Origin of the sequence: Cellvibrio sp. UBA7661 (genome assembly GCA_002483365.1) — a bacterium.
In the GTDB taxonomy this organism is placed as follows: Bacteria; Pseudomonadota; Gammaproteobacteria; order Pseudomonadales; family Cellvibrionaceae; genus Cellvibrio.
Genome location: DLHT01000015.1, coordinates 2,132 through 25,032, shown reverse-complemented (window position 1 = coordinate 25,032; position 22,901 = coordinate 2,132). Strand labels below are relative to the sequence as shown.

The following is a 22,901-nucleotide window of genomic DNA, read 5'->3' as shown; positions in this document are numbered from 1 at the left end:
CATCTACTGCTTATCGAGATTAAAGCGATACCCCAAACCGCGCTGGGTACTGATGAGGTTCAGGCTGCCGTCCGGATCGAGTTTTTTGCGCAAGCGGCCGACAAATACCTCGATCACATTGCTGTCGCGGTCGTAATCTTGCGCGTACAAATGCTCAGTCAACTCGCTCTTGGAAATGTTTTTGCCTGCATGCAATGCGAGGTAAGTGAGGGTGTTGTACTCGAAGCTGGTCAAATCGACTTCGGTGTCATCGCGATGTACGCGTTTGGCGTTGGTGTCGATGGTAATGGGGCCGTAGCGCAACACTGGCGATGCATGACCACTGGCGCGGCGCAACAAGGCATGGATGCGCGCGCGCAATTCTTCAGGGTGGAAAGGTTTGGTGAGGTAGTCATCTGCCCCTGCTTCTAGCCCACTGACTTTGTCTTGCCAGTTGCCACGGGCGGTGAGCACCAGAATGGGGAAGTTGCGTTCTTTGCTGCGCAATTCGCGGATGAGCTGGGTGCCGTCCAACAAGGGAAGCCCCAGGTCGATAATAGCGAGGTCGTAGTCGTATTCACTGCCGAGAAACAAACCTTCGCGGCCATCAGCGGCGGCATCACAGGCGTATTTTTCGGTCGCCATCAAACTGAGGATTTGCTCGCGCAGGGGTTTTTCATCTTCAACAATCAGGATACGCATAGGGCTTTCCTAAACAGAGTTATTCCTAAAAACGACGACACAAGGTAACAGGTTTACCCTTATTCATTCGCGATTTATGGGTTGAGTAATTGGCCATTTTGGCCGTCAACATGGATAACGCGCATGCGGCCAGCGTTGAGTACTTTAACGCCATAGACCACACCGGAATCATTTTGTTGGGTGCTGACACTCATCACTTGTCCACCGACCTTCCTGCGCACCAGATCAGCGGCTTCCGCAGGGGATAATTTTGGCGGCGGTGGCGGTTGGGTGTTGTCCGTATTCGAATCAAACAGGTTGTTGCCGCTGGCGCTGGAGGAGATGCCTATGTCGTTGCCAATTAAATCCGGTTCGGCGATGCCTGTCTGGCTAACCAACAAGACACTTACCAGGCAAACAGCGGTCACCAACATAGTGATCCCGTGAGCAGGGCCAGAGCGAGAACAACGGTGTTTTGAGTACAACATGGCAAATCCCAAACAAGAAGGCATTCAATCGTCAGTCTTTTGCCTTCACTATCGCCCGTGTTTGGGCAAAGGTCAATTTGACCTTTGCCAATAAGGGATGAGCAATTAATGGCGGTCTCTTACATGAACGATACGGTCGCCGGGGTGATGGCGTGTCTCCGTATGGTAGATGCGGCCATCATAACGGTAACTGACATCGTACCCCACCAGTTCGCGTTGGTATTCAGTGCGGTAGCCTGTGCTGCAGACTTCGCGGTCTTCATAGCGGGTTACCCGACGGCTGCCGCCAGCCATATCGTTACCAATGGCAGCGCCAATCAGGCCGCCTGCAGCGGTAGCATGGCCGCTGTGGCCAATTTCTTTACCAATCGCTGCGCCAATCAAGCCGCCTACGACAGTCCCCTTGAATGAATCCCCTCCGCCACGACGCTCACTGTAAGCGACAGTTTCTACGCGGCAGGAATCCACAGGAACCTCTACAGCAACCGTGCGGTAAATCGGCCGGCTGGATACCACTCGTGCATATTCTGTGTATTCAACCACTTCATAATGACGCTCATAGTGGCGGTCATTATGTTTGCTGTGATGTTTATGATGATGCTTGTGATCGGCCAAGGCGTTGTTAGCCAGCAACAGGCTGCTGGCCAGGGTGCTGATTAATAACAGGCTTTTCATAATGGTTGTCTCGTGTTGGTAAGGGAGGCTCCGGGATCATCTGGAGCAAGTTCAGACTATGCCTTTCAATCTGAACAAAAACTGAAATGACAATAACCAGAATTGCGGCCTGTTTCGCAAATCCTGTTTCGCAGCACGTGCAAGTCGTTAGGTGTGATTCGTGCAATAAACCATTCAAACAATCCCGCAAGAAGCCCGTGAATTGCTGAAATAAAGCCGGTGTCAGCCCCAAAACCGGGCGCAACTCGGGTTATAATCGCCGCTATTTTTCCGAATTGTCCGCACAGGTTGTTTCATGTCTGAATTGAACGTCAAAGAATACATGGCCGATGTTGGCCGCAAAGCGCGCGTTGCATCCCGTGTGATTGCCGCTGCGCCGACTGCGCTGAAAAACAAAGCGCTGCTGGCCATTGCCGATGAACTGGATAAATCCCGTATTACGCTGGTGGCCGAAAACCAGAAAGATCTGGCTGCCGGTAAAGCCAATGGCCTTGATTCCGCCATGCTCGACCGCCTTGCAGTCAAGCCCGGTACCATTGATGGCATGATCGAAGGTTTGCGTCAGGTTGCTGCGTTAGCTGACCCTTGTGGTGCTATCACCGATATGAGCTATCGCCCAAGCGGTATCCAGGTGGGCAAGATGCGCGTGCCTTTGGGGGTGGTAGGGATTATTTACGAATCGCGCCCCAACGTGACCATCGATGCTGCCAGTCTCTGCCTGAAATCCGGCAACGCCGCAATTTTGCGTGGCGGTAGCGAGGCAATTCATTCCAACCGTGCGATCGCCAATTGCTTGCAAACAGGCCTGAAAGCTGCCGGTTTGCCTGCAGATGTGGTGCAGGTCATTGAGATAACCGACCGCGCTGCGGTGGGCGAGCTCATCACCATGCCGCAATTTGTGGACGTGATTGTGCCGCGCGGTGGCAAAGGTCTTATCGAGCGCATCAGCAACGATGCCAAAGTACCGGTAATCAAACACCTTGATGGTATTTGCCACGTGTATATCGACGATAAAGCCGATTTGGATAAAGCGTTCACCATTTCCATGAATGCCAAAACTCATCGCTACGGTGTGTGCAACGCAATGGAAACCTTGCTGGTGCATGAGCAGGTTGCGGCGCAGATATTGCCTCGTCTTGCGGCAGCTTACACCGAAAAAGGTGTAGAGCTGCGCGGCGATGAAAAAACCCGCAGCATCATCAGCGCGAATGTGGCGACCGATGAAGATTGGGCGACCGAATATCTCGCGCCGATTTTGTCGATCAAAATCGTTGCAGGTTTGGATGAGGCGATTGCGCACATCAACCAATACAGCTCACAGCACACCGATGCGATAGTCAGTGAAGATTACACCCGCGCGCGCCGCTTCATTAACGAAGTGGATTCCGCATCGGTGATGGTGAATGCGTCAACCCGTTTTGCCGATGGTTTTGAATACGGCTTGGGTGCAGAGATTGGTATTTCGACTGACAAAATCCATGCGCGTGGCCCGGTTGGCCTTGAAGGTCTGACCTCGCAAAAATGGGTTGTGTTTGGCGATGGGCACATCCGCCAATAAAGGTGTGATCTCTTCGCCCATGATAATCAGCTTAAAGCAATCAGATTAGAGACATCAGGTTGAATTGTTATGCGTAAGTGCATCGGGTTTTTTGGAGGGACTTTTGATCCGATCCACCTCGGGCATTTGCGTTTGGCGCTGGAGCTAAAACAGCAGCTGCAATTGGATGAAATGTCGCTGGTGCCCTGCGCTATACCGCCGCATCGTGCAACGCCGGATGTGAGTGCACAACAGCGTTTGGCGATGGTGCAACTGGCGCTTGCTGATTGTGCAGAGTTGCGTTGGGATGCGCGCGAATTACAGCGTGAAATGCCTTCTTATACCTACGACACCCTGAGTGAATTGCGTGCTGAATTGGGCGCAGAGACCAGCATTTGTTGGTGTATGGGCATGGATAGTTTTGCCGGTTTGGAAACCTGGCATCGCTGGCAAGAATTGCTCGGGCTCGCACATGTGGTCGTAGTGGCGCGCCCTGGGTGGGAATTACCAGTAAGCGGTGTTTTTGCAGAGTGGGTTGCGCAATATTCGGTTAAGGCTGATGACGCACCGGCTGCAATACACGCATCGCCTGCAGGACATGTGGCCATCCTGCAACCACGGTTGCTGCCAATTTCTGCAACTGAAATCCGTGCGCAAATTGGTGCAGGAATGTCGCCGCAATTTTTAGTGCCGGATGCGGTATGGAATTACATTCGCGCAGAAGGTTTATATCGCTAACAATTCATTTCATATTGTTAGCAACATTGTTTTTTTTATTTTTTGTATAGGTAATTGAATGTCAGATTTAAACAAAGCCATCATCGACGCCCTTGAAAACCTCAAAGGCAAAAATATTGTGACGCTCGACGTTCACGAGCTCACCGATGTGATGGACACCTTGATTATCGCCAGCGGTACCTCCAGTCGCCACTCGCGTTCATTAGCAGAAAACCTGGTAGAAGAAACCAAGAAGGCCGGTTTCCGTGCATTGGGTGTGGAAGGTCTTGAAACCGGTGATTGGGTGTTAGTGGACTATGGCGATACCGTGGTGCATGTAATGCAACAGGAAGCGCGCGATTATTATGAGCTGGAAAAACTCTGGTCGATGAAACCAGCAAACCGCGGATAACATTCTGTGCAGAATAAAATATCGTCTGTGCAGGATAATTAACGGTTATGCGTATTCGCATTATTGCTGTGGGCACCAAAATGCCCGATTGGGTTGAAGCGGGTTACGCGGAGTATGCCAAGCGTATGCCGCGTGATGTCACTGTAGAAATGGTGGAATTGCCGCTTGCCCAGCGCAGTAAAAATAGCGACATCGCCAAAGCAATGGAAAAAGAAGGCGAAGCCATGTTGGCGATGATTGAAAAGGGCGGTAAAGATGAACAAGTCATCGCCCTTGATGTCAAAGGCAAGCCCTGGAGCACAGAATTACTTGCTGAAAATCTCGCGGGTTGGAAAATGAGCGGCAATAATTATTCGCTGCTGATTGGCGGCCCCGATGGCTTGGCTCCTGCGTGTTTAAAATTGGCCACAGTAAAATGGTCGCTTTCACCGCTGACATTGCCACATCCACTGGTGCGTATCCTGGTGATTGAGCAGCTTTATCGAGCCTGTACGATTTTACAGAACCACCCTTACCATAAATAAAAATGGTTAGATTAACCATCAATCCGATTGACGTAAATTTCCGGCCCGATAATGCAAGAAGCCCAACAGTTTAAAGACCACCAACGCGAGGCAAAAATATTTCGCAACCGCGTAATGGTGATGGCGGTATTTATGCTTCTGTTGGCATCGACCTTGTTGTATCGCTATTACGATTTGCAGATAGTCAACTACGAAGAATACGCCACCCAATCAGACCGCAATCGCGTGCACGTACAACCCGTACCGCCAACGCGCGGGCTAATTTTTGATACCACCGGCGAGCTGCTTGCGGACAATAAAGCGAGTTTTACTTTGTCAGTGGTGAGCGCAAATCAGGCAGAGCTGGACAGCACTGTTGAGTTGCTGAAGTCGCTGATAGAAATCACTCCGCAGGATCTGGGCAAATTTTATAAAGCACAAAAGCAGCGCCGCCATAAACTCGATCCTGTTCCCCTGCGTTACCGCCTCACCGAAGAAGAAATTGCACGCTTGGCCGTAAACCAGCACTTGCTCGAAGGTGTTGAAGTGAATGCGGAGTTGGTGCGCAATTATCCATACAAAGATATGTTTGCCCATGTGATTGGCTATACCGGACGCATCAGTGAAAAAGAAATGGACGCGTTCACACCTGAGCAGCTGCAAAAATATTCGGGCACCCATGCGATTGGAAAAATCGGGATCGAAAAAAGTTACGAAGATATTTTGCTTGGACAAGTGGGGAGCCAGAACGTAGAGACCAACGCACGCGGTCGCGTTATGCGGGTATTGGATCGTATTGATCCAAAGCAAGGCGGCGACTTGCACCTGTATCTGGATGCCCGTTTGCAAGAAACAGCAGTGGCCGTAATGCAAGGCAGGCGCGGGGCCGTAGTCGCGATTGATGTCAAAACCGGTGGTGTATTGGCTGCCGTCAGTAACCCTGGTTTTGACCCCAACCTGTTTGTAACGGGCATTAGTTATCGCGATTACAAAAGTCTCAATGAAGATATAGATACGCCCTTATTCAACCGCTTTCTGCAAGCACAGTACCCGCCGGGCTCCACGGTCAAACCTGTTATTGGGTTAATTGGGTTGCAAGAGGGATTCACCGATGTGCATCGCACCGTTGCAGATCGCGGTGTTTTCACTTTACCGGGCAACTCCCGTTTGTGGCGCGATTGGAGCCTCAAAGTCACCGGGGGGGGGCATGGTCAGGTCAATCTCAAAACCGGTATCTCCCAATCGTGCGATGTCTATTTTTGGGATCTGGGCAACCGGATGGGTATCGACCGGATGAGTGAGTATGGCCATTATTTCGGTTTAGGAATCCTGACCGGGATTGATGTGCCCAGTGAGCGTCGCGGCATCTGGCCTTCGCGCGAATGGAAGCGCGCGGCTAAAGGCCAGGCGTGGTACCCGGGCGATACAGTCAATATGTCGATTGGCCAGGGTTTCATGTTGACTACGCCGCTACAGTTGGCAGTGATGACCAGTACCATCGCCAACCGCGGTATGCGTCATCGCCCCCAGTTCGTGAAGCAAATCGGCAATCAACCTATTGAGTCGGTTATTGAAGATACCTTTGACGCCAAACCGGAATACTGGGATGCCATTTTTGAAGGTATGGCGGAAGTTGTACATGGCCCACGTGGTACCGCCAGACGCTACATGAGTCCGGGTGCGGAATACCGTATGGCAGGTAAATCCGGTACCGCCCAGGTTGTTGCCATTGCCCAGAATGCCAAGTACAACTCTGCTCTGCTCAAAGAACGTCATCGCGACCACGCATTGTTTGTGGCGTTTGCTCCCTTGGAAGACCCTAAAATCGCGGTAGCTGTGATGGTGGAGAATGCCGAGGGCGGCTCCAGTAAAGCGGCACCGATTGCGCGCTGGATAATGGATGCTCATCTGCTTGGGTACTATCTCAAAGCGGATGAATTTGTGCCGCCGCTAGGGCTTCATCACGCAGCAATTATCAAACGCGCCAATAATTACATTGCCGAGCGCAAAGCTGCAAGAGAAGCAAAAGAGGCTGAGGCAGCTGCCAAAGCGGCTTTGGAGGCGGGTGTTTTACCGGCACCGGCAGCAATGACTGAACCTGAGGCAAACCATGAGTAGACAAGATTTTTTACGGCGCATGCCGGAAGCTGCCAATGCTTTCAGCCGTCGCGCTCGTCTTGCCGAGCGTTTGCATATCGACTTTTTCCTGCTCGCACTGTTGCTGTTGTTGACCCTGGTGGGGTTGACGGTGCTTTATAGTGCAAGCGGCCACCATCTGCCCAGTGTAGAAAAACAGGCCAGTTTTTTTATGATCGCGTACGTCACTATGTTCATTGTTGCGCAAATCCCCGTGGATTTTATGCGGCGAATGGCTCCTGTGGCCTATGTGAGCGGTGTGTTGTTGCTGGTGGCGGTCACTATTTTTGGCGACATCTCCATGGGGGCCCAGCGTTGGTTGCAGATTGGCAGTTTCCGTTTTCAACCATCTGAAGTGATGAAGTTAGCGATGCCAATTGCCGTTGCGGCTTACCTTAGTCGCGGCTTTTTACCGCCGCGTTTCACCCAGGTGATGGTGGTGTTGGTTCTGATTGGTATCCCAACCGCCTTGATTATTGAGCAGCCTGATCTGGGGACATCCATTCTGGTAGCGACCTCAGGGGTAATGGTGTTGTTTTTCTCAGGATTGCTCTGGCGTTATATCGCAGTGGCGGCGGTTATCTTCGGTGCCAGCCTTTGGCCGATATGGCATTTTATGCTGCATGATTACCAGCGCCAGCGGGTGCTAACCATGCTCGATCCAACCCAGGACCCACTTGGGACTGGGTGGAATATTATCCAGTCCAAAACTGCAATTGGCTCCGGCGGCCTGTCGGGTAAAGGTTGGATGGAGGGCACCCAATCACGTCTGGATTTTCTCCCCGAAGGGCATACCGACTTCATTATTGCGGTGATGTCGGAAGAATTTGGTTTGCTGGGTGTCATACTGCTGCTGTCGATTTATGCCATGGTCATTATTCGCGGCTTGGTGATAGCAAAGAATTCCCAAAACAGTTTTGGCCGTCTGTTAGCGGCCAGTGTCAGCTCAACATTTTTTGTATACGTATTCGTCAATATGGGAATGGTATCGGGCATGCTGCCGGTAGTAGGCGTTCCACTGCCGCTGATCAGTCAGGGCGGTACAGCGATTGTTGCTCTGTTTGCCGGATTTGGCATCCTGATGGCGATATCGACAGAAAAAAAACGGGTAATGACTCCACAAGCGTAATGCTTGGATACATACAGCGCATGAGGTTTTATGTTGTCTTTTTCAAATAAAATGACCAAACACGCAATGGCATTTTTTGCTGGCATAGGGTTCAGTTTTAGTGCGGCTGCAGATTACAGCAATCATCCGCTGGCGGCCGGATTTGTCGATGAGATGGTACAAAAGCATGGTTTTACTGCTACCGAAGTAAACCAGTTTTTAAGCAAGGCACAAAAACGCCAGCCTATTTTGGATGCAATTGCGCGTCCTGCAGAAAAATCCAAAACCTGGAAAGAATATCGCCCAATTTTTCTGCAACCGCTGCGTATTGATAACGGCGTTGTATTTTGGCGTGAGCATCGCACCGCACTTGCGCGCGCAGAAAAGGAATACGGTGTACCTGCAGAAATTATTGTGGCGATTATCGGCGTAGAAACCAATTACGGTAAAAATACCGGTAGTTGGTATGTGATGGATGCACTGACAACTCTCGCATTTGATTATCCGCCGCGCGCACCATTTTTCCGCTCGGAATTGGTGAATTATTTAATCCTTACGCGCGAACAAAAACACAATCCGTTGGAATTTAAAGGTTCCTATGCCGGTGCTATGGGTTACGGTCAATTTATGCCATCGAGCTACCGCAATTATGCGGTGGATTTTAGTGGTGATGGATTTACCGATATATGGAATAACCCAACCGATGCAATTGGCAGTATCGCCAACTATTTTGTAAAACATGGCTGGAAAACCGGTGAGGCTGTCGTTATTCCCGCTAAATTGACGCGTGCACGTGAACAGTTGTTGGCGAATGAATCATTTAATACCGTTGTGCAGCCAGTCATCAATATAAACACTTGGAAAAAAGCGGGCATTGCTCCTGCGATTAAAATTTCTAAAAAGGCTTCGGCAATTGCATTTGAATTTGATGGCATCAATGGTTTTGAGTATTGGTTTGGCCTGCAAAATTTTTACACCATTACCCGCTACAATCGCAGCCCTATGTATGCGATGGCTGTTTACGATTTAAGTTTGGAAATCAAGCAAGCTATGCGTAACGCAGATAAAACAACAGCAGAGGTGACTCGCTAATGATGTATCGATCAGGCTATGTTCATAAATGTGCAGGTATTATGTTATTGCTATGTTGTGCATTGATGGTGGCCTGCTCGAGCAAGCCGGTAACAAAAAAACCGGTTGCTAATGAACCTTTCAATCCAAATGAAGGTCGTTATAAACACGACAAAGATTTTGGACCTGATGAAGATGTGGATTTATCCCATATTCCCGATGCTGTCCCACGCTATGAAACACGCACGCGTGCAGGCAACAAAAATCCTTACACTGTGCTCGGCAAAACTTATCACCTGATTAAAGATGAAAGCTCGTACCGCGAGCGCGGTTATGCATCCTGGTACGGAAAAAAATTTAATGGATACAACACCTCAAATGGTGAGCGCTACGATATGTACGCAATGACCGGTGCGCATAAAACCTTGCCAATCCCGTCGTATGTCCGTGTGACCAATTTGGATAATGGCAAGAGTGTTGTGGTGCGTATCAATGATCGTGGTCCATTCCATCAAGGACGCATTATCGATTTAAGTTATGCCGCAGCGCAGCGCATTGGTATCCATAAAACCGGAACCGGCAGGGTAGAAGTGGAAATTGCGTTGCCGGGCGATGCTGCACCAATTCCGCGTCGTCCTGATGCAAAAGCAGTGGCGACAGTTGAGTCTGCGCTGCCCGCCGGTACTTATTTGCAGATAGGGGCATTCAGCCAGAAAGTATCTGCCCAACAATTTTCCGGAAGTGTTGGTGCCAAGCTGACGTATCCTGTTGTTATCAACTCAGCCAGTCAGCCCAAACAAGTTCATCGCGTGCGTGTAGGTCCATTTAAAGATGCAAAAAGTTTGCAAGATGCGCGTGATCAATTAGCAAAACTCAAAATTTTCGAAGCACATATTGTTTATCAATAAGTGCTGCCTGTTTCTTGTTTGTTTTACAGAGTGTTGATCCATGATTAAAAATATTGTTTCCAGTGTTTTACTCGCGGGCGCTGTCATCGCCCATGCCCAACAACCTGCAACGCCAGTTCCCACTTCAACGCTGCCAACACCGGTTCCCGGCCAAGTGGTAGAGCAAAAACCACAAGCGATTCCTGCTCCGCCCCAATTGGCGGCGACAGGTTATATTTTGGTGGATGCAACCACCGGCAGTATTGTGGCGGAATTCAATTCCGAGCAGCGTTTGCCACCTGCGAGTCTGACCAAAATGATGTCCAGCTATTTGGTGGTGGACGAATTGGAAAAAGGCCGCATCACTGAAGACACTATGGTCAATATCAGCGTCAAAGCCTGGAAAATGGGCGGCTCGCGCATGTATGTAAAAGAGGGAACCCAGGTTTCAGTTATCGATTTGTTGCGCGGTGTGATTATCCAATCCGGAAACGATGCCACAGTGGCGCTTGCTGAATTTATTTCCGGTAATGAAGATGCTTTTGTGGACGTAATGAACCAAAAAGCAGCGCAACTGGGCATGGTAAATACGCATTTTGAAAACTCAACCGGCTGGCCAGCTGAAGGGCATTTGACCACAGCAAAAGATTTGGCAGTGCTTGCCCGCGCTATTATTAATGACCACCCTACACATTACCCTCTGCACGCCGAAAAACATTTCTTTTATAACAACATTCGCCAGCCTAACCGCAATTTATTGTTGTTCCGCGATGAAACGGTTGACGGTTTGAAAACCGGTCATACCGAAGAAGCTGGCTATTGTTTGGTTGCTTCATCAAAACGTGAAAATACCCGCTTTATTGCGGTAGTGATGGGTACCGAAAATGAGAGTGCCCGTGCAGCAGAAACCCAAAAGCTGTTGGCATATGGTTTCCGTTATTTCCAAACCCAGCAGTTATATCAAGCAGGGCAACAAGTCAGCACCTCGCGTGTATGGGCGGGTAAAACGCAGGAAGTGACGTTGGGAATTCCTAATAATATTGTCCTGACTTTGCCTAAAGGTCGCGAGCAAGCATTGCAAGCCAATATGCATATCAATGAAATCATCAAAGCGCCTATTGCCGCAGGCCAGGAGTTGGGTAATCTCACTGTTGAGTTGGATGGACAGCTTTTGGTGAATACCCCCATTGTGGCTTTGCAGGCGGTTGAGGAAGCCGGCTTTTTTGCACGCTTAATGGATAATCTGAGATTATTCTTTCGCAATTTATTTAGTTGATCGTTAGAATCCTTGATCCGGTATTTGCCTTGCTTGGGAAGGCAAATACCGGGAATCTCAAATAACAGATCAAGGAGCTTGTTGTGTCTACTAATCCCTATCAAACACCCGAAGGTCAATTGTCTACCGACGACCAATCATTCGGCGAAGTAAAATTTTTCTCTCCTTCCTCACGTATTAACCGCCTGCGGTATTGGGCTCACTCAATGCTATTCTCCTTTGCGATGATAGGTGTATTCATTGTTATTGGATTGGTGGCTGCTTTGGTATCCACTACGATCGGAATTGTTTTAGGTGTTATTGCTTATATTGTCATGATCGTATTTAGTTTTATCCTTATGATCCAGCGATTGCATGATTTAAATAAAACGGGTTGGATGTCGCTTTTATGCATCGTCCCCTTAGCGAATATCTATTTGTTGGTATTACTGATATTTTTCAAAGGAACTGAAGGGCGCAATAACTACGGTTTGAAAACTCCTCCTAATAAAACCTGGCACTGGGTAATGGCATTGTCGCTGCCTGTGTTTATTGCCGTCATAGGCATTCTTGCTGCGATTGCACTACCTGCCTATCAAGACTATGTAACGCGGACAAGTGGATTGGAGTCCTCATACAACTCTCAAGATATTGATGGATATCCATCTGAATACACCGAAGAAAGCACTACCGATGAGTCGCTCTACACCGATGAGGCTATCGTAGATGGTTTGCCAGTTGATGAGGAAATCACTGATGAACCCGTTGAGGAATCAACAGAGTCAGAAACCCCGCAATAATCATTAGTGATTATTTTGCAATAAAAAAAAGCAGCTTCGGCTGCTTTTTTTATAAGTCTATTTTCTGTGAATGCATACGTATTCATATTGCGGTACATCAGGGTTAAATCCTATTCTGTTATTGAAGTTATCTTATAAATATTGCTTTAAATATCAAAAATTAGTTTATACAACAATAAATAGCGAAGTCAGTATCACCCGCGCCAATAAGGTGCCTTTTAAATACTCTTACATCGAAAATTGTTTCAGTAGCAATGGCTGCACGTGTGTTGTGCGACCAGGGATCTGCGCGATTTTTTGTTCAATTGGAAAATCACAGCGAATGGGTTCAGGTGCATAACGCATCGACGGGTTTGCTTTGCCATCCATAACTCACATTACATAACAATAATATTCCAGGCGTTGTTGTACCTATCGCCTGGCTGGCCTTAGGAAACATGCTATGCATACTTCATCATTCCTCATTGCGTGGAAATGGCAGCGTTATTTCATTTTTCTTTTTGTTATCGTATTTACGTTAGCTTATGCACAGGCAAGTCAGGCTCAAGCGTGGGCCAACAGTTATTTTCGCGGTACGGCTAATAACTGGGCCGCTACTGCGATGGTTAAAAACAGCGCGACAGGATTGTGGGAAACTCAACAAAATTTTTCCGGTGCCAATCCGCGTTTTAAAATTAGCCGCTACGACAATAATTGGAATGAAGCCTATCCCGCGCAAGATTATTTGATCACAACTGGTGACGGTGATTACAAAATTACATTTAACGAAACCACCAAGGCTGTTGCTGCCAGCAAATTACCTATCACCATTCCAGCCAACAATATTTGTTTTAGTAATCCCAATAATTTTGCAACGCCGTATATTTATTTCTGGAATCCACTGCCTGCTGGTGCAGTTACCCCTTTGCCCGCTTGGCCCGGTAAGAGTATGACCAAGCGTGGCACTTTTTATTGTTATGATTTTACGACGACGATTCCTGCTGCTATGCAAATGCCAACGTCGCTCGATATTATCTTCAGCAATAATGGTGCAAACCAAACCGCGAATTTAAAATACACAGGTGCAGCCTGCTACGATACCAACACCTGGAAAGCGTTATCGCAATGTGGCTTCACGGTGGCTACTGCTTCTTCAGCGGTAAGTGTTTCCTCATTAGCAAGTGTTGCTTCATCAGTCTCATCATCGCGTTCTTCTGCCGTATCGTCTTCTGTAGCTCCATCATCAACTGCACCTTCATCAGTCGCTCCGTCATCGGTAACGGCATCATCCAGTGTGGTGCCAAGCAGTTCATCAGTGAGTTCTGTGGCGGCTACCAAAACTAAAATTTATTTTAAAAATACCGCTAACTGGGCATCGGTAAATGTGCATTATTTTAATGTGGTGCCCGCACTAACTGCTTCAACATGGCCAGGTGTGGCGATGGTTAAAAATACCAGTGCACCTGCTTTTTTTAGTCATGAATTTGCGACGACTGTTAATTCTGCTGGCATAGTATTTAGTGCTAATGGCAATCCAAAAACAGTGGATCTGAATTTTGTTGCGCCGAATAACTGCTATGACTTTGGTACAGCCAGTTGGAAAACTGAAAGCGCGTGTGGTGTGCCTACCAATTTAGTTGCAAATGCAGGTATTGACCGCAAAGCCAATATCAATACTCGCCAGGCATTATCAGCGGCGGGCTCTGTAGGCGATTATGTTTCTGCGCGTTGGACAAGCACAGCATGGACGGGTGCGTTAACCGGTAAACAGGTTGTGACTCCGCAGCTAACGTCCACTGGCAACATTACCGTAACCCTTACGCTCACTGCAGCGGATGGCAGCACCGCAACCGATACCATGGTGATTAACGTTGTCGCCGCGACACAAGCATTGCCCGAACGTCCGTTGCTGGATGCACCTTTGGGCTTTCCAATTACCGGTACCGTCAGTGCGGGTAAATATCGCTTCGTAAATGCATATCCCAACTTAAATGAGTTTTTCTTTTCACCGGTGATGGTGACCAACGATGGTGTTAACGATCTGGTTTACGTCGTCGATAAAGAAGGTGCGATTTACGTATTCCCCAATAAAGAAAATGTGCTCGCATCGGAAGTGCGTAAATTATTGGATATTAAATCCACCGTGCTCAATAAAAATGAAAGCGGCATGCTCAGCATGGCGTTTGACCCTTATTTTGCGAGCAACGGTTTTATTTACGTGTATTACATTTTTGGTGAGACCGATAATTTTTATCCACGCACGGATGGCATAGTCGGCGGAAAAACCGGTGATGCGATTATTGAACGTTGGACGGTGGATAATCCTGCAAACCCGACCTCTGCTGGCGCTAAAGTGGAGGTGTTACGCATTCCGCAAATTGGTGAAGATCATAAAGGCGGCATGATGCAATTCCACCCCACTGAACATTATTTGTATGTGGGGATCGGCGAGGGCGGTTACGGTCACAGTGCGTTTGCACAAAACCCTTTGCCAAGTGATCCTTACAATCGTCGCACTAATAACAGTGCGCAGGACCCAACGACATTGCGCGGCAAATTTATTCGCATTGAGCCATTAGCACAGGCGGTGAATGGAAAATATTATCGCGTACCCGCAGACAATCCTTTTGTTGGTCGCGCCGGATATTTACCGGAAATCTGGTCCATGGGGCATCGTAACCCTTGGCGCTGGTCGTTCGATACCGATGCGCCTTACACCTTGTGGGAAACGGAAATCGGGCAGGATACTGATCTTGCCTACGAAGAAGTCAATATCATCACCAAGGGGCAAAATTACGGTTGGCCTGTGTGTGAAGGCATACGTAACCGCGGTGCATTAGGTGGCGATGCTGCAAAAAATTGCGCGACTGATTTTGTGCCACCACGTGAGGGTTATGGGCGTACGTCGGGTGTTTCAATTATTGGCGGATTTGTCTATCGCGGAACGGATTTGCCCAATCTGAACGGCAGTTTTATTTTTGGCGATTACGTGAGTAAACGTTTGTGGTCAGTAAGTAATGACGGCCAAGCCAAAAAATTAATCAGCGAAGCTTTTCCGCATTACATTTCATCAATTGGAAAAGATTTGAAAAAGAATTTACTGATTTCAAGTCACGGGCGTGAATTGGGTGGACCTTCCAGTATTTTTAAAGTGGTAGATGATGACGTTACCTCCGCGCAAATTCCACCGACGTTATCGGCCACTGGCCTGTTTGCTGATGTTGCCAATGTTATTCCGGCACAAGGTGTTATTGAGTATCAGGTAAATACCGGTGGTTGGTTTGATGGCGGCAACATGCGGCATTTTGTTGCAGTGCCCAACGCAAGCAAAATCAGTTTTGATCCAACCAATGTATGGAATTTGCCGGTAGGTTCTGTGTTGGTGAAACACTTGTCTGTCGCTACATCGGCTACTGCAAACAAACCGTTTACGACATCAGTGTTATTCCGTCAGGAAACCGGTTGGCAAGCGGCGAATTACCGTTGGAACTCTACCGGTACTGATGCAACACTCGTGACTGAGTCATCAGTAGAACCTGATGGCGGTTTGGTAAATGTGGTGCGCAAAGTAGAAACGGGCAGTAGCTGCGCCGGTTGTCATAAAAATGCCGAAGGACAACTCACACCACTCGCGTTAGATACACGGCAATTGAATGGCAATTTTAATTATCAGGGCGTGATACGCAACCAATTGGATGTGTTGAACACGATTGGTTTATTCACTGCGAGTATTGGCAATGCCGCTAATTATGAACAATTTGCTGCACCTGATGATGCAAACCAAAGTTTAACGTTGCGGGCAAAATCCTATTTGCACACCAACTGCGCCCATTGTCATTCCGGTTATTCAGGCGGTATGGATTTGCGTTTTTCAACGGCGCTTGAAGCGATGAAAATTGTGAACGAACACAATCGCATAGTTCCCGGTATTCCAGCTAACAGCAATATTTATAAATACCAAACCGGTGCTGGCATGCGCATGCCGTACGGATCGGTTGCCACTAATCCCGCCGCAGAAAATGTATTCCGTAATTGGATAAATGCATTGGGTGTTGATGTTGTCCAGACAGGAATTGAAATTGCTGCGACCACAGTATCGCCAGAGGTTAATCAGATTGTTGGTTTGAATCTGGAATCGGTTTATAGCAACGGCACACGCTTGGCTGCTGCGGGTTCCATTACCTGGAGTTCAAACAACCCCGCAGTCATTTCCACACAAGGCAAAACCGGTGCTGCGATTAACCTGACTGCATTGGCCACAGGTTCGGTGATGATCACGGCAACCAGTGATGCTTACACTGCGAGCATTACACTTGATGTAATTCCTGCATCGAATCCGGTCACCGCATTGGCAATTACCGGTACAGCAAATTTGCGCATCAAAGCCGGCGAGACACAACAACTGGTTGCGGTCGGTACTAATAGCGATGGCTTGCTAGGCATGACATCGCAAGTGAATTGGACAAGCAGCAATACCGCTGTGGCGAGTGTTTCTGCAACAGGTTTAATTACAGCGGGCGCATCGGCCGGTACAGCAATTATCACCGCGACTTACGCTACGCTCAGCACAACTTATACCGTCACCAGTCTGGGCGCTGGGCAGTATGTCTATGTGAAAAAGCCTGCAAACTGGGCGACGCTTAATACCCATATTTGGACAAACCAAAATGGAGTTGAAACCAATCGCACCGGTGGGTGGCCTGGCCCGGCCGCAACAGAAGTTGCAACAAAATACGGTGCTGGTTGGCTGCGTCTTTTTATTCCACAGGAGTGGGCTAATACGGCAGGCAACACCAATATTATTTTCAGCAACAACGGTGCAAACCAAACCGCAAATTTAACCGTGAGCCAAACCAATCCAAGTTGGTATGACGCTGCGTGGTTAGCGGCTGAACCAGCGTCTGCGGTTGTAGAGGCCGGTACGCAAATTCAGGTGGGCAATGGCACGGCCACTATCGCAAACAGCGCAAACCTGAGCGGAAAATTATTTGTGCCGGGTACGCTTGTGGATATCAAAGCGAACGCTGCGGGCCCCGGCATGCAGTTTGTTCATTGGGAAGGCACAGGCGCAGCGTATTTGTTAGATGCCAACAGCGCGATAACAAAAATGGTAGTGGGCAATGCCGCATCGCTCACATTGCTTGCGGTGTTCGATAGCATCACCGACCAACATCAGGTCGCGCGCAGTCATTACCAAAGCCAAGGGTGTATTGGTTGTCATGGCAGTGATGGCAATGGTTCGCCTTCATTGCTGGATCTGCAAACGCGTTACACACAAACCAGCCTTGCGAATTACATTGCGGCAAATATGCCAAAAGGCAATGTGGGCAGTTGTACTGGCACTTGCGCAAGCAGTATTGCGGCGATGATTTTTGCCGAAGCATTTATTCCACCGGCAGGCGTTTGCGATGCGGAAAATTTGGATGACCTGATTCCGCAAGACCGCAGTTTCCGTTTGTTATCCACTTTGGAATACAACAATTCAGTGCGCGATTTATTAGGGCTTGCGAATAATATCGACGTGACCACTGGCCGTATTCCTGCCGATTTGCCCGTGAATGGTTTTAAAACCAATGCCAATACAGTATTCACCAACGACTACGCAAAAGGTTATGTGCTTGCAGCAGAAGCGGCGGCGGCCATGGTGAGTAATATTTACAGCCTCACGCCGGGCTGCAGTAACGCCACCTGTTTTGTGCAAACGTTTGGCAAGCGCGTGTATCGTCGTCCGCTCAGTGCAACGGAAGTGAATAAATTAGTTACGTTGCAATCGGCGCAAGGCAACTTTGCATTACTCACGGCGATATTGTCATCGCCCTCGATGTTGTATCGCTCGGAAGTGGGAGAATTAAAAGGTAATTATTACGAGCTGACCGATTACGAAGTTGCTGCCATGTTGTCGTATACCTATTGGGCAACCACGCCGGATGCTGCGTTGATGGCAGCAGCGGATGCAGGCCAATTAAGTACGCCGCAGCAAATTTCTGCCAAGGTCGCGCAGATGTTGCAAGACCCCAAAGCGCAAATTGCATTTGAGCGTTTTATTCGCGGTTGGTTGGATTTGGAGAAAGATATTAAATCCACCGCGATCAGCGACAGTCTCAAAGCCGATATGAAAAACGAAACCATTGAAATGGTGAAGCGCACTGTTTTTGGCGGAGGCAGTTACAACGAATTACTCACCGCCAATTACAGTTACATGAGCCAACAACTGGCGGCACATTACGGGCTTGCTTGGCCTGGCGGCAGTGGTGTGCAACGTGTGGATTACAACGCAGCGAATGCAGAGCGCCGCGGTATCTTGGGTCACGCAGGTATTCTTGCCATTCAATCGGCATCGGAAAAAACGCATCCGGTAAAACGCGGTTTGTTTGTGCGTCGCAATCTGATGTGTCAGGACTTCCCTCCGCCACCTATCGGTGCTGAGTTGAAGCCGCAGGAAGATCCAAGCCTGACAGTGCGTGAACGTTTTGAGCACGCGCACTTAAAAGAAGGTTGTGAAGCTTGCCACCAATACATCGATGGAATCGGTTTCGGTTTGGAAAATTACAATGCCATTGGTTTGTATGTCACATCGGAAAAAACCGACAACGGTTTGATCAAGGCGATTAACTCACTCGGTTATATCGGTAGTTTGAATTCAGCAGAAACCTATTTGTCCGAATCAGAGCCTGTGGTGCCTTATCACGGCATGGATGAATTGGCAGGTTTGATTGCAGGCAGTTCCAATGCCAAAGCTTGTTACGTGCGCCAGTGGTATCGCTACACGCGTGGGCAACTGGAAGATGTCACCGACAGTTGTACGTTACAGGTTTTTGGTAAAACATTTAAAGAATCGAGCAATGCCAGCATGTTGGATTTGATGATCCAATTTACCCAAACCAAAAATTATATTTTGCGTAAATAATCGAGGCGGGCATCACTATGAATCTATTAAAAAATAAAATGCAGCGTCGCGATTTTTTGCGCACTATTGCCAAATTGGGTTTGACTACGGCATTCACCAGTCAGTTTATGTTGTCATCGAATGTGTTTGCACAAACGGCGGGCGCAAAACGGTTTGTGATGGTGTATTACCCTAACGGATGTGTGCGCGACAAATGGCATTCTTATAATGCGGGTGCATTGGCGAGCAATAGTTTTGCGACCAGCCCGCTACAACATTTGAATGCGCATATCACCAAACTAGTGCCGATCAAAAATTTAACCTACAACGGTCACGGCGGCAGCTCAGGTCACCCTGAAGCCTGTCGCGGTGTGTTTGCCGGTGGGCAGGAATACGCCCCCACATTTGATGTTGCTATTGGTGAAGCGCTTGGTGGGCGGTTAACAAAAAACATGCATGTAGGGGTTTGGTCCAGCAAAGCAAAGGGCACAGAATACATGCCCTTTACGGATAAAAATCGCAATAAAATCCAGGTGTCAGATAATCCTCAGCAGGTGTACGACGCATTGCTCGCCGACGTTGTTGGTAGCAGTAGCGGAACGCCGGACCCCGATGCTGCGCGCCGCCGCAAAGTGTTGGAAGCTTTGCATGAAAATTTGGATGTATTGCAAGCCAATGCATTGAACGTAAAACAACAAGGCAAATTATTAACGCACGAAGAAGCCCTGAATTATTATCAAAATACGTTATCGGGCACATTGGATATCGGCAGCACTGGTTTTGCCCGCCCCACCATCGGTATGACCGGTATTGACGACGATGCCGATGCAATTGCCAAAGCGCAAATGCGTAATATCGCCATGGCATTTCAGGCAAATATCACACGCACAGCGAGCTTCCAATTTATGGGCGCGCAAGATGAATCACTTAAAATTAATTTTCCCAGTATTCGCCCTTACATGGGCGATTACGGATCGGGCGAAAAATTAAATTACAACGAAACCCGTAGCCACGTCAGCTCACACAATGAATCCGCACTCTTCGATGCGCAAACTCGCTGGTACAACATAATGGTTGCGTATTTAATGGATGAACTCGCTGCGCGCCCCGATACCGCTTACGGCGGAACATTATTGGATAACACATTAATTCTGGTGATGTCAGAAGTCGGTGGCGGCAACCACCAACAAGAAAACCCCGGCATTTACGTCGCAGGCGGCGCAGGCAACGCCATCCGCACCGGCACGGCAATCGATGCGAATAATACCGGCATGTCAAATTTATATTTGGACATCGCCAAAGCGTTTGGTTTGAATTGGACGCGCTATGGAAATAGCTCGGGTGGGGTGAACGGTTTTTTGCGGTAGGTTCTACTTCTCTTTAAACAAAAACCTATCTTCCGATAAAGAGATAGGTTTTTTTACGCGGTTATTTATTGTTTATTGCAATATCAAAATGCAATACATCTTCCCGTATTCCCAGTTTGCTATAGAGTGCTATAGCGGGTTCATCTTCAACAGCAGTGTCTGCCTGCACAAAGATGACATACGCTCCTCTCTCGGCTCCTATTGTTTGCAGTGCCTTAATTAACTGTGTGGCAACACCTTGGCGACGATATTCGGTCAATACCGCTAAATCATAGATATAAATTTCACTGCGTTCCTGTTCGAATTTTGTGAGCTCGTAGGCCGCAAGGCCGCCAATGACTTTTTCATTGTATTTGGCTGCCAACGCGATAAATGTATCGCGGTTGAGCAATTTCTTTAAATAATGATTGCTTGGTCGATGATTGTTGTAAGTGTCTTTATCGTTAAACGCTTCACCAAAAACGGAAAGTAATTCTTCAAAAGTATCAATATTGTCAGAGGTTATGTGGTGGATAGATATACTCATACGTAGCCCTCATAGATTACAAAACACCCGCACTCTTGATTTCCAAATACGCATTCGCAACACGTACTGCTAATTCGTTGGCAGTGCAGTCAATGGCATATACACCCGCAGAGGTGAGTTTTTTATGGGATTCATTGCGTTCATGTAAAAAGCGGCGCACGCCTGCGTAATTGAGCGCATCATCAAAAGTGTGCACCGGCGTGTTGTCGAGTTGGTCGAGTATTTGTTCGCGGATATTGGCGACCATCACCAAGTGACGTTTTTTTAATAAATTCACCGCAAGCAATAACTCGCTGTTGTCTTCATCGCGCGAGTTGGTGACAAGAATGACGAGTGAGCGTTTGGGTTGCAGAACCGAGAGTTTTTCGGCAGCGGTTATGTAGTCAGCAGTGGATTGTTGGGCGTGCAAATCGTAAATGCCGTTCAAGAGTACTTTCACCCGGTCAACGCCTTTTTGTGGTGGAATCCAGCGGTGGCGGTTGTTGGCATCGCCGCCAAAACTCATCAGGCTGACGTTATCGCCTTGGCGTAAAGCAATGTAACTAACAAGCAACAATGAATTCAGTGCGTGATCAAAATGGCTGAGCTCATCGTCTTTGGCGCGCATACGGCGGCCACTATCAATCATTAATACAATTTGCTGGTCGCGTTCATCTTGATAATCGCGCGCAATTAATTTTTGTCTGCGCGATGTGGCTTTCCAATCAATCTGGCGCAGGCTATCGCCTTGGCGATATTCGCGCAGTTGGTGAAATTCCATGCCCGCACCACGGCGTTGTTTTTTCTTGATGCCCATTTGGCTGGTGTGGTTTTCAGTAGCGAGAATCGCGTAATTCGCGATAGCGACAAAATCCGGATACACCTTGGCAGTTGTGGGTTCACCCGCCCAGTAACGAATACTCCATAGCCCCAATGGGCTGTTGAATTCGATATGGGTTTTATCCAGTTGCAATGAGCCGCGCACTAAAGGGCGCAGTAGATAATGTGTATCGCTGATCTGGTTAGGTTGTAATTCAATTGACAGCGGCAAATGCTGGTAATTTGCATCGCTGGGGACGCTATCAAAAATACGGATTTGGCGAGCTTCAGTAAATTGGTGGCGAATGCGCAATTTCACTTCAGTCCATTTATCCACGGCTAAATTGCCGGGCATCTCCCGTGAAATCTCAATCGGTGGCAAACGGCGCGATAACAACCAATCCAATAAACTCACAACGATGAGTGCGATCAGTAATCCTTGCGGTAAATACCCCGGCACACCCAATTGAAAAAAGTGGGTGCTGAACGCGTTGATAAATACCATCGCTGCCAAACATGCGAAGGAAATAATCAGCCGCGTGTTGGGAATCCATTGTCTTTTCATAAACGTGCCATGTGTAGAGCGGTGCGTATTAGTGTCTGGGTGCTTCAACTTGCAACAAAATATTATGCAGGATTCGCTCTGCGGCCACGCCTTCAATCGCTAATTCCGGCGATAACAAAATGCGGTGGCGCAGCGCAGGGATGAACATGGCTTTTACATCATCCGGTGTTACAAACGAATTGTTATTAAGCAGCGCATAAGCACGTGCAGCGGATAACAATGCAATGCAAGCGCGCGGCCCGGCACCGCGGGAAATACCTGACCAGCTGCGTGTGGCGCGTACCAGTTTTACCACGTATTGCAAAATTTGGTCATCTACGGTGATTTGCTCTGCAATTTTTTGCAGGCTTAATACATGCGCCGGTTTTAATAGTGTGCGGATTTGTTCCAAACCAAAACCGCCTTGTGCTTGTGAGCTGACTTGGCGCAACATAATTTGTTCATCATTTTCACTCGGATAATCGATCATCACTTTCAGCATAAAACGATCAAGCTCTGCTTCTGGCAGCGGGTAAGTTCCTTCCTGTTCAA

The 22,901-nt window shown here is 48.3% G+C and carries 17 protein-coding genes and 1 pseudogene; 12 read left to right on the top strand and 6 right to left on the bottom strand.

Annotation, left to right across the window (positions count from 1 at the left end):
- Window positions 1-3 precede the first annotated feature (3 nt).
- The 3 genes from B2739_RS12230 to B2739_RS12220 form a co-directional block, all read right to left on the bottom strand.
- Window positions 4-681 carry a response regulator transcription factor gene (locus B2739_RS12230; RefSeq protein WP_049631953.1) on the bottom strand — a complete coding sequence of 226 codons (678 nt, stop codon included), beginning with the start codon at window positions 679-681 and terminating at the stop codon, window positions 4-6.
- Window positions 682-755: 74 nt separating this feature from the next.
- Complete coding sequence (locus B2739_RS12225; protein ID WP_331346138.1) at window positions 756-1,148, bottom strand: hypothetical protein; 393 nt, start codon at window positions 1,146-1,148, stop codon at window positions 756-758.
- Window positions 1,149-1,253: 105 nt separating this feature from the next.
- On the bottom strand, window positions 1,254-1,823 hold the full coding sequence (locus B2739_RS12220) for a hypothetical protein (RefSeq protein WP_331346137.1): 570 nt from the start codon (window positions 1,821-1,823) through the stop codon (window positions 1,254-1,256).
- A gap of 304 nt (window positions 1,824-2,127) precedes the next feature.
- Between B2739_RS12220 and B2739_RS12215 the strand changes: the two genes are divergently transcribed.
- The 12 genes from B2739_RS12215 to B2739_RS12160 all read left to right on the top strand — a co-directional run bounded on the left by B2739_RS12215 (window position 2,128) and on the right by B2739_RS12160 (window position 20,481).
- Entirely contained in the window at window positions 2,128-3,381 is a 1,254-nt protein-coding gene (locus B2739_RS12215) for a glutamate-5-semialdehyde dehydrogenase (protein WP_331346303.1), read from the top strand.
- A 69-nt stretch (window positions 3,382-3,450) separates the two neighbouring features.
- Window positions 3,451-4,098, top strand: coding sequence for a nicotinate-nucleotide adenylyltransferase (nadD, locus tag B2739_RS12210; RefSeq protein ID WP_331346136.1), 648 nt, complete (start codon window positions 3,451-3,453; stop codon window positions 4,096-4,098).
- 58 nt (window positions 4,099-4,156) lie between these two features.
- On the top strand, window positions 4,157-4,489 hold the full coding sequence (gene rsfS, locus B2739_RS12205) for a ribosome silencing factor (protein WP_331346135.1): 333 nt from the start codon (window positions 4,157-4,159) through the stop codon (window positions 4,487-4,489).
- A 47-nt stretch (window positions 4,490-4,536) separates the two neighbouring features.
- Entirely contained in the window at window positions 4,537-5,013 is a 477-nt protein-coding gene (gene rlmH / locus B2739_RS12200; protein ID WP_049631958.1) for a 23S rRNA (pseudouridine(1915)-N(3))-methyltransferase RlmH, read from the top strand.
- 51 nt (window positions 5,014-5,064) lie between these two features.
- Window positions 5,065-7,110: a penicillin-binding protein 2 gene (gene mrdA, locus B2739_RS12195; RefSeq protein ID WP_331346134.1), complete on the top strand. Its 2,046-nt coding sequence runs from the start codon at window positions 5,065-5,067 to the stop codon at window positions 7,108-7,110.
- Window positions 7,103-8,257: a rod shape-determining protein RodA gene (gene rodA, locus B2739_RS12190; RefSeq protein ID WP_331346133.1), complete on the top strand. Its 1,155-nt coding sequence runs from the start codon at window positions 7,103-7,105 to the stop codon at window positions 8,255-8,257. Before mrdA ends, rodA begins: the two co-directional genes overlap by 8 nt.
- 30 nt (window positions 8,258-8,287) lie before the next feature.
- Complete coding sequence (gene mltB, locus B2739_RS12185; protein ID WP_331346132.1) at window positions 8,288-9,328, top strand: lytic murein transglycosylase B; 1,041 nt, start codon at window positions 8,288-8,290, stop codon at window positions 9,326-9,328.
- Window positions 9,328-10,215 carry a septal ring lytic transglycosylase RlpA family protein gene (locus tag B2739_RS12180; RefSeq protein WP_331346131.1) on the top strand — a complete coding sequence of 296 codons (888 nt, stop codon included), beginning with the start codon at window positions 9,328-9,330 and terminating at the stop codon, window positions 10,213-10,215. Before mltB ends, B2739_RS12180 begins: the two co-directional genes overlap by 1 nt.
- 40 nt (window positions 10,216-10,255) lie before the next feature.
- Complete coding sequence (locus B2739_RS12175; RefSeq protein ID WP_331346130.1) at window positions 10,256-11,470, top strand: D-alanyl-D-alanine carboxypeptidase family protein; 1,215 nt, start codon at window positions 10,256-10,258, stop codon at window positions 11,468-11,470.
- Between the two features lie 83 nt (window positions 11,471-11,553).
- Window positions 11,554-12,249: a DUF805 domain-containing protein gene (locus B2739_RS12170; protein WP_331346129.1), complete on the top strand. Its 696-nt coding sequence runs from the start codon at window positions 11,554-11,556 to the stop codon at window positions 12,247-12,249.
- A gap of 442 nt (window positions 12,250-12,691) precedes the next feature.
- Window positions 12,692-19,135, top strand: coding sequence for a starch-binding protein (locus B2739_RS12165; RefSeq protein ID WP_331346128.1), 6,444 nt, complete (start codon window positions 12,692-12,694; stop codon window positions 19,133-19,135).
- 17 nt (window positions 19,136-19,152) lie between these two features.
- Window positions 19,153-20,481, top strand: a complete 1,329-nt coding sequence (locus B2739_RS12160; protein WP_331346127.1) for a DUF1552 domain-containing protein — start codon at window positions 19,153-19,155, stop codon at window positions 20,479-20,481.
- A 61-nt stretch (window positions 20,482-20,542) separates the two neighbouring features.
- Here B2739_RS12160 and B2739_RS12155 read toward each other — a convergent pair whose 3' ends face one another.
- The 3 genes and pseudogenes from B2739_RS12155 to B2739_RS12145 all read right to left on the bottom strand — a co-directional run.
- Window positions 20,543-21,007 (bottom strand): AAC(3)-I family aminoglycoside N-acetyltransferase, encoded by a 465-nt coding sequence (locus tag B2739_RS12155; RefSeq protein ID WP_331346126.1) that lies wholly within the window; start codon window positions 21,005-21,007, stop codon window positions 20,543-20,545.
- 16 nt (window positions 21,008-21,023) lie between these two features.
- Entirely contained in the window at window positions 21,024-22,370 is a 1,347-nt protein-coding gene (locus B2739_RS12150; protein ID WP_331346125.1) for a DUF58 domain-containing protein, read from the bottom strand.
- A gap of 28 nt (window positions 22,371-22,398) precedes the next feature.
- Window positions 22,399-22,901 (bottom strand): annotated as a pseudogene (locus B2739_RS12145) (MoxR family ATPase); the annotation flags it as partial.

Bases quoted from the DNA above. Each gene is read 5' to 3' on its own strand.
- B2739_RS12230 (WP_049631953.1), bottom strand. From the start codon at position 681: ATGCGTATCCTGATTGTTGAAGATGAAAAACCCCTGCGCGAGCAAATC.
- B2739_RS12225 (WP_331346138.1), bottom strand. From the start codon at position 1,148: ATGTTGTACTCAAAACACCGTTGTTCTCGCTCTGGCCCTGCTCACGGG.
- B2739_RS12220 (WP_331346137.1), bottom strand. From the start codon at position 1,823: ATGAAAAGCCTGTTATTAATCAGCACCCTGGCCAGCAGCCTGTTGCTG.
- nadD (WP_331346136.1), top strand. From the start codon at position 3,451: ATGCGTAAGTGCATCGGGTTTTTTGGAGGGACTTTTGATCCGATCCAC.
- rsfS (WP_331346135.1), top strand. From the start codon at position 4,157: ATGTCAGATTTAAACAAAGCCATCATCGACGCCCTTGAAAACCTCAAA.
- rlmH (WP_049631958.1), top strand. From the start codon at position 4,537: ATGCGTATTCGCATTATTGCTGTGGGCACCAAAATGCCCGATTGGGTT.
- mrdA (WP_331346134.1), top strand. From the start codon at position 5,065: ATGCAAGAAGCCCAACAGTTTAAAGACCACCAACGCGAGGCAAAAATA.
- rodA (WP_331346133.1), top strand. From the start codon at position 7,103: ATGAGTAGACAAGATTTTTTACGGCGCATGCCGGAAGCTGCCAATGCT.
- mltB (WP_331346132.1), top strand. From the start codon at position 8,288: ATGTTGTCTTTTTCAAATAAAATGACCAAACACGCAATGGCATTTTTT.
- B2739_RS12180 (WP_331346131.1), top strand. From the start codon at position 9,328: ATGATGTATCGATCAGGCTATGTTCATAAATGTGCAGGTATTATGTTA.
- B2739_RS12175 (WP_331346130.1), top strand. From the start codon at position 10,256: ATGATTAAAAATATTGTTTCCAGTGTTTTACTCGCGGGCGCTGTCATC.
- B2739_RS12165 (WP_331346128.1), top strand. From the start codon at position 12,692: ATGCATACTTCATCATTCCTCATTGCGTGGAAATGGCAGCGTTATTTC.
- B2739_RS12160 (WP_331346127.1), top strand. From the start codon at position 19,153: ATGAATCTATTAAAAAATAAAATGCAGCGTCGCGATTTTTTGCGCACT.
- B2739_RS12155 (WP_331346126.1), bottom strand. From the start codon at position 21,007: ATGAGTATATCTATCCACCACATAACCTCTGACAATATTGATACTTTT.
- B2739_RS12150 (WP_331346125.1), bottom strand. From the start codon at position 22,370: ATGAAAAGACAATGGATTCCCAACACGCGGCTGATTATTTCCTTCGCA.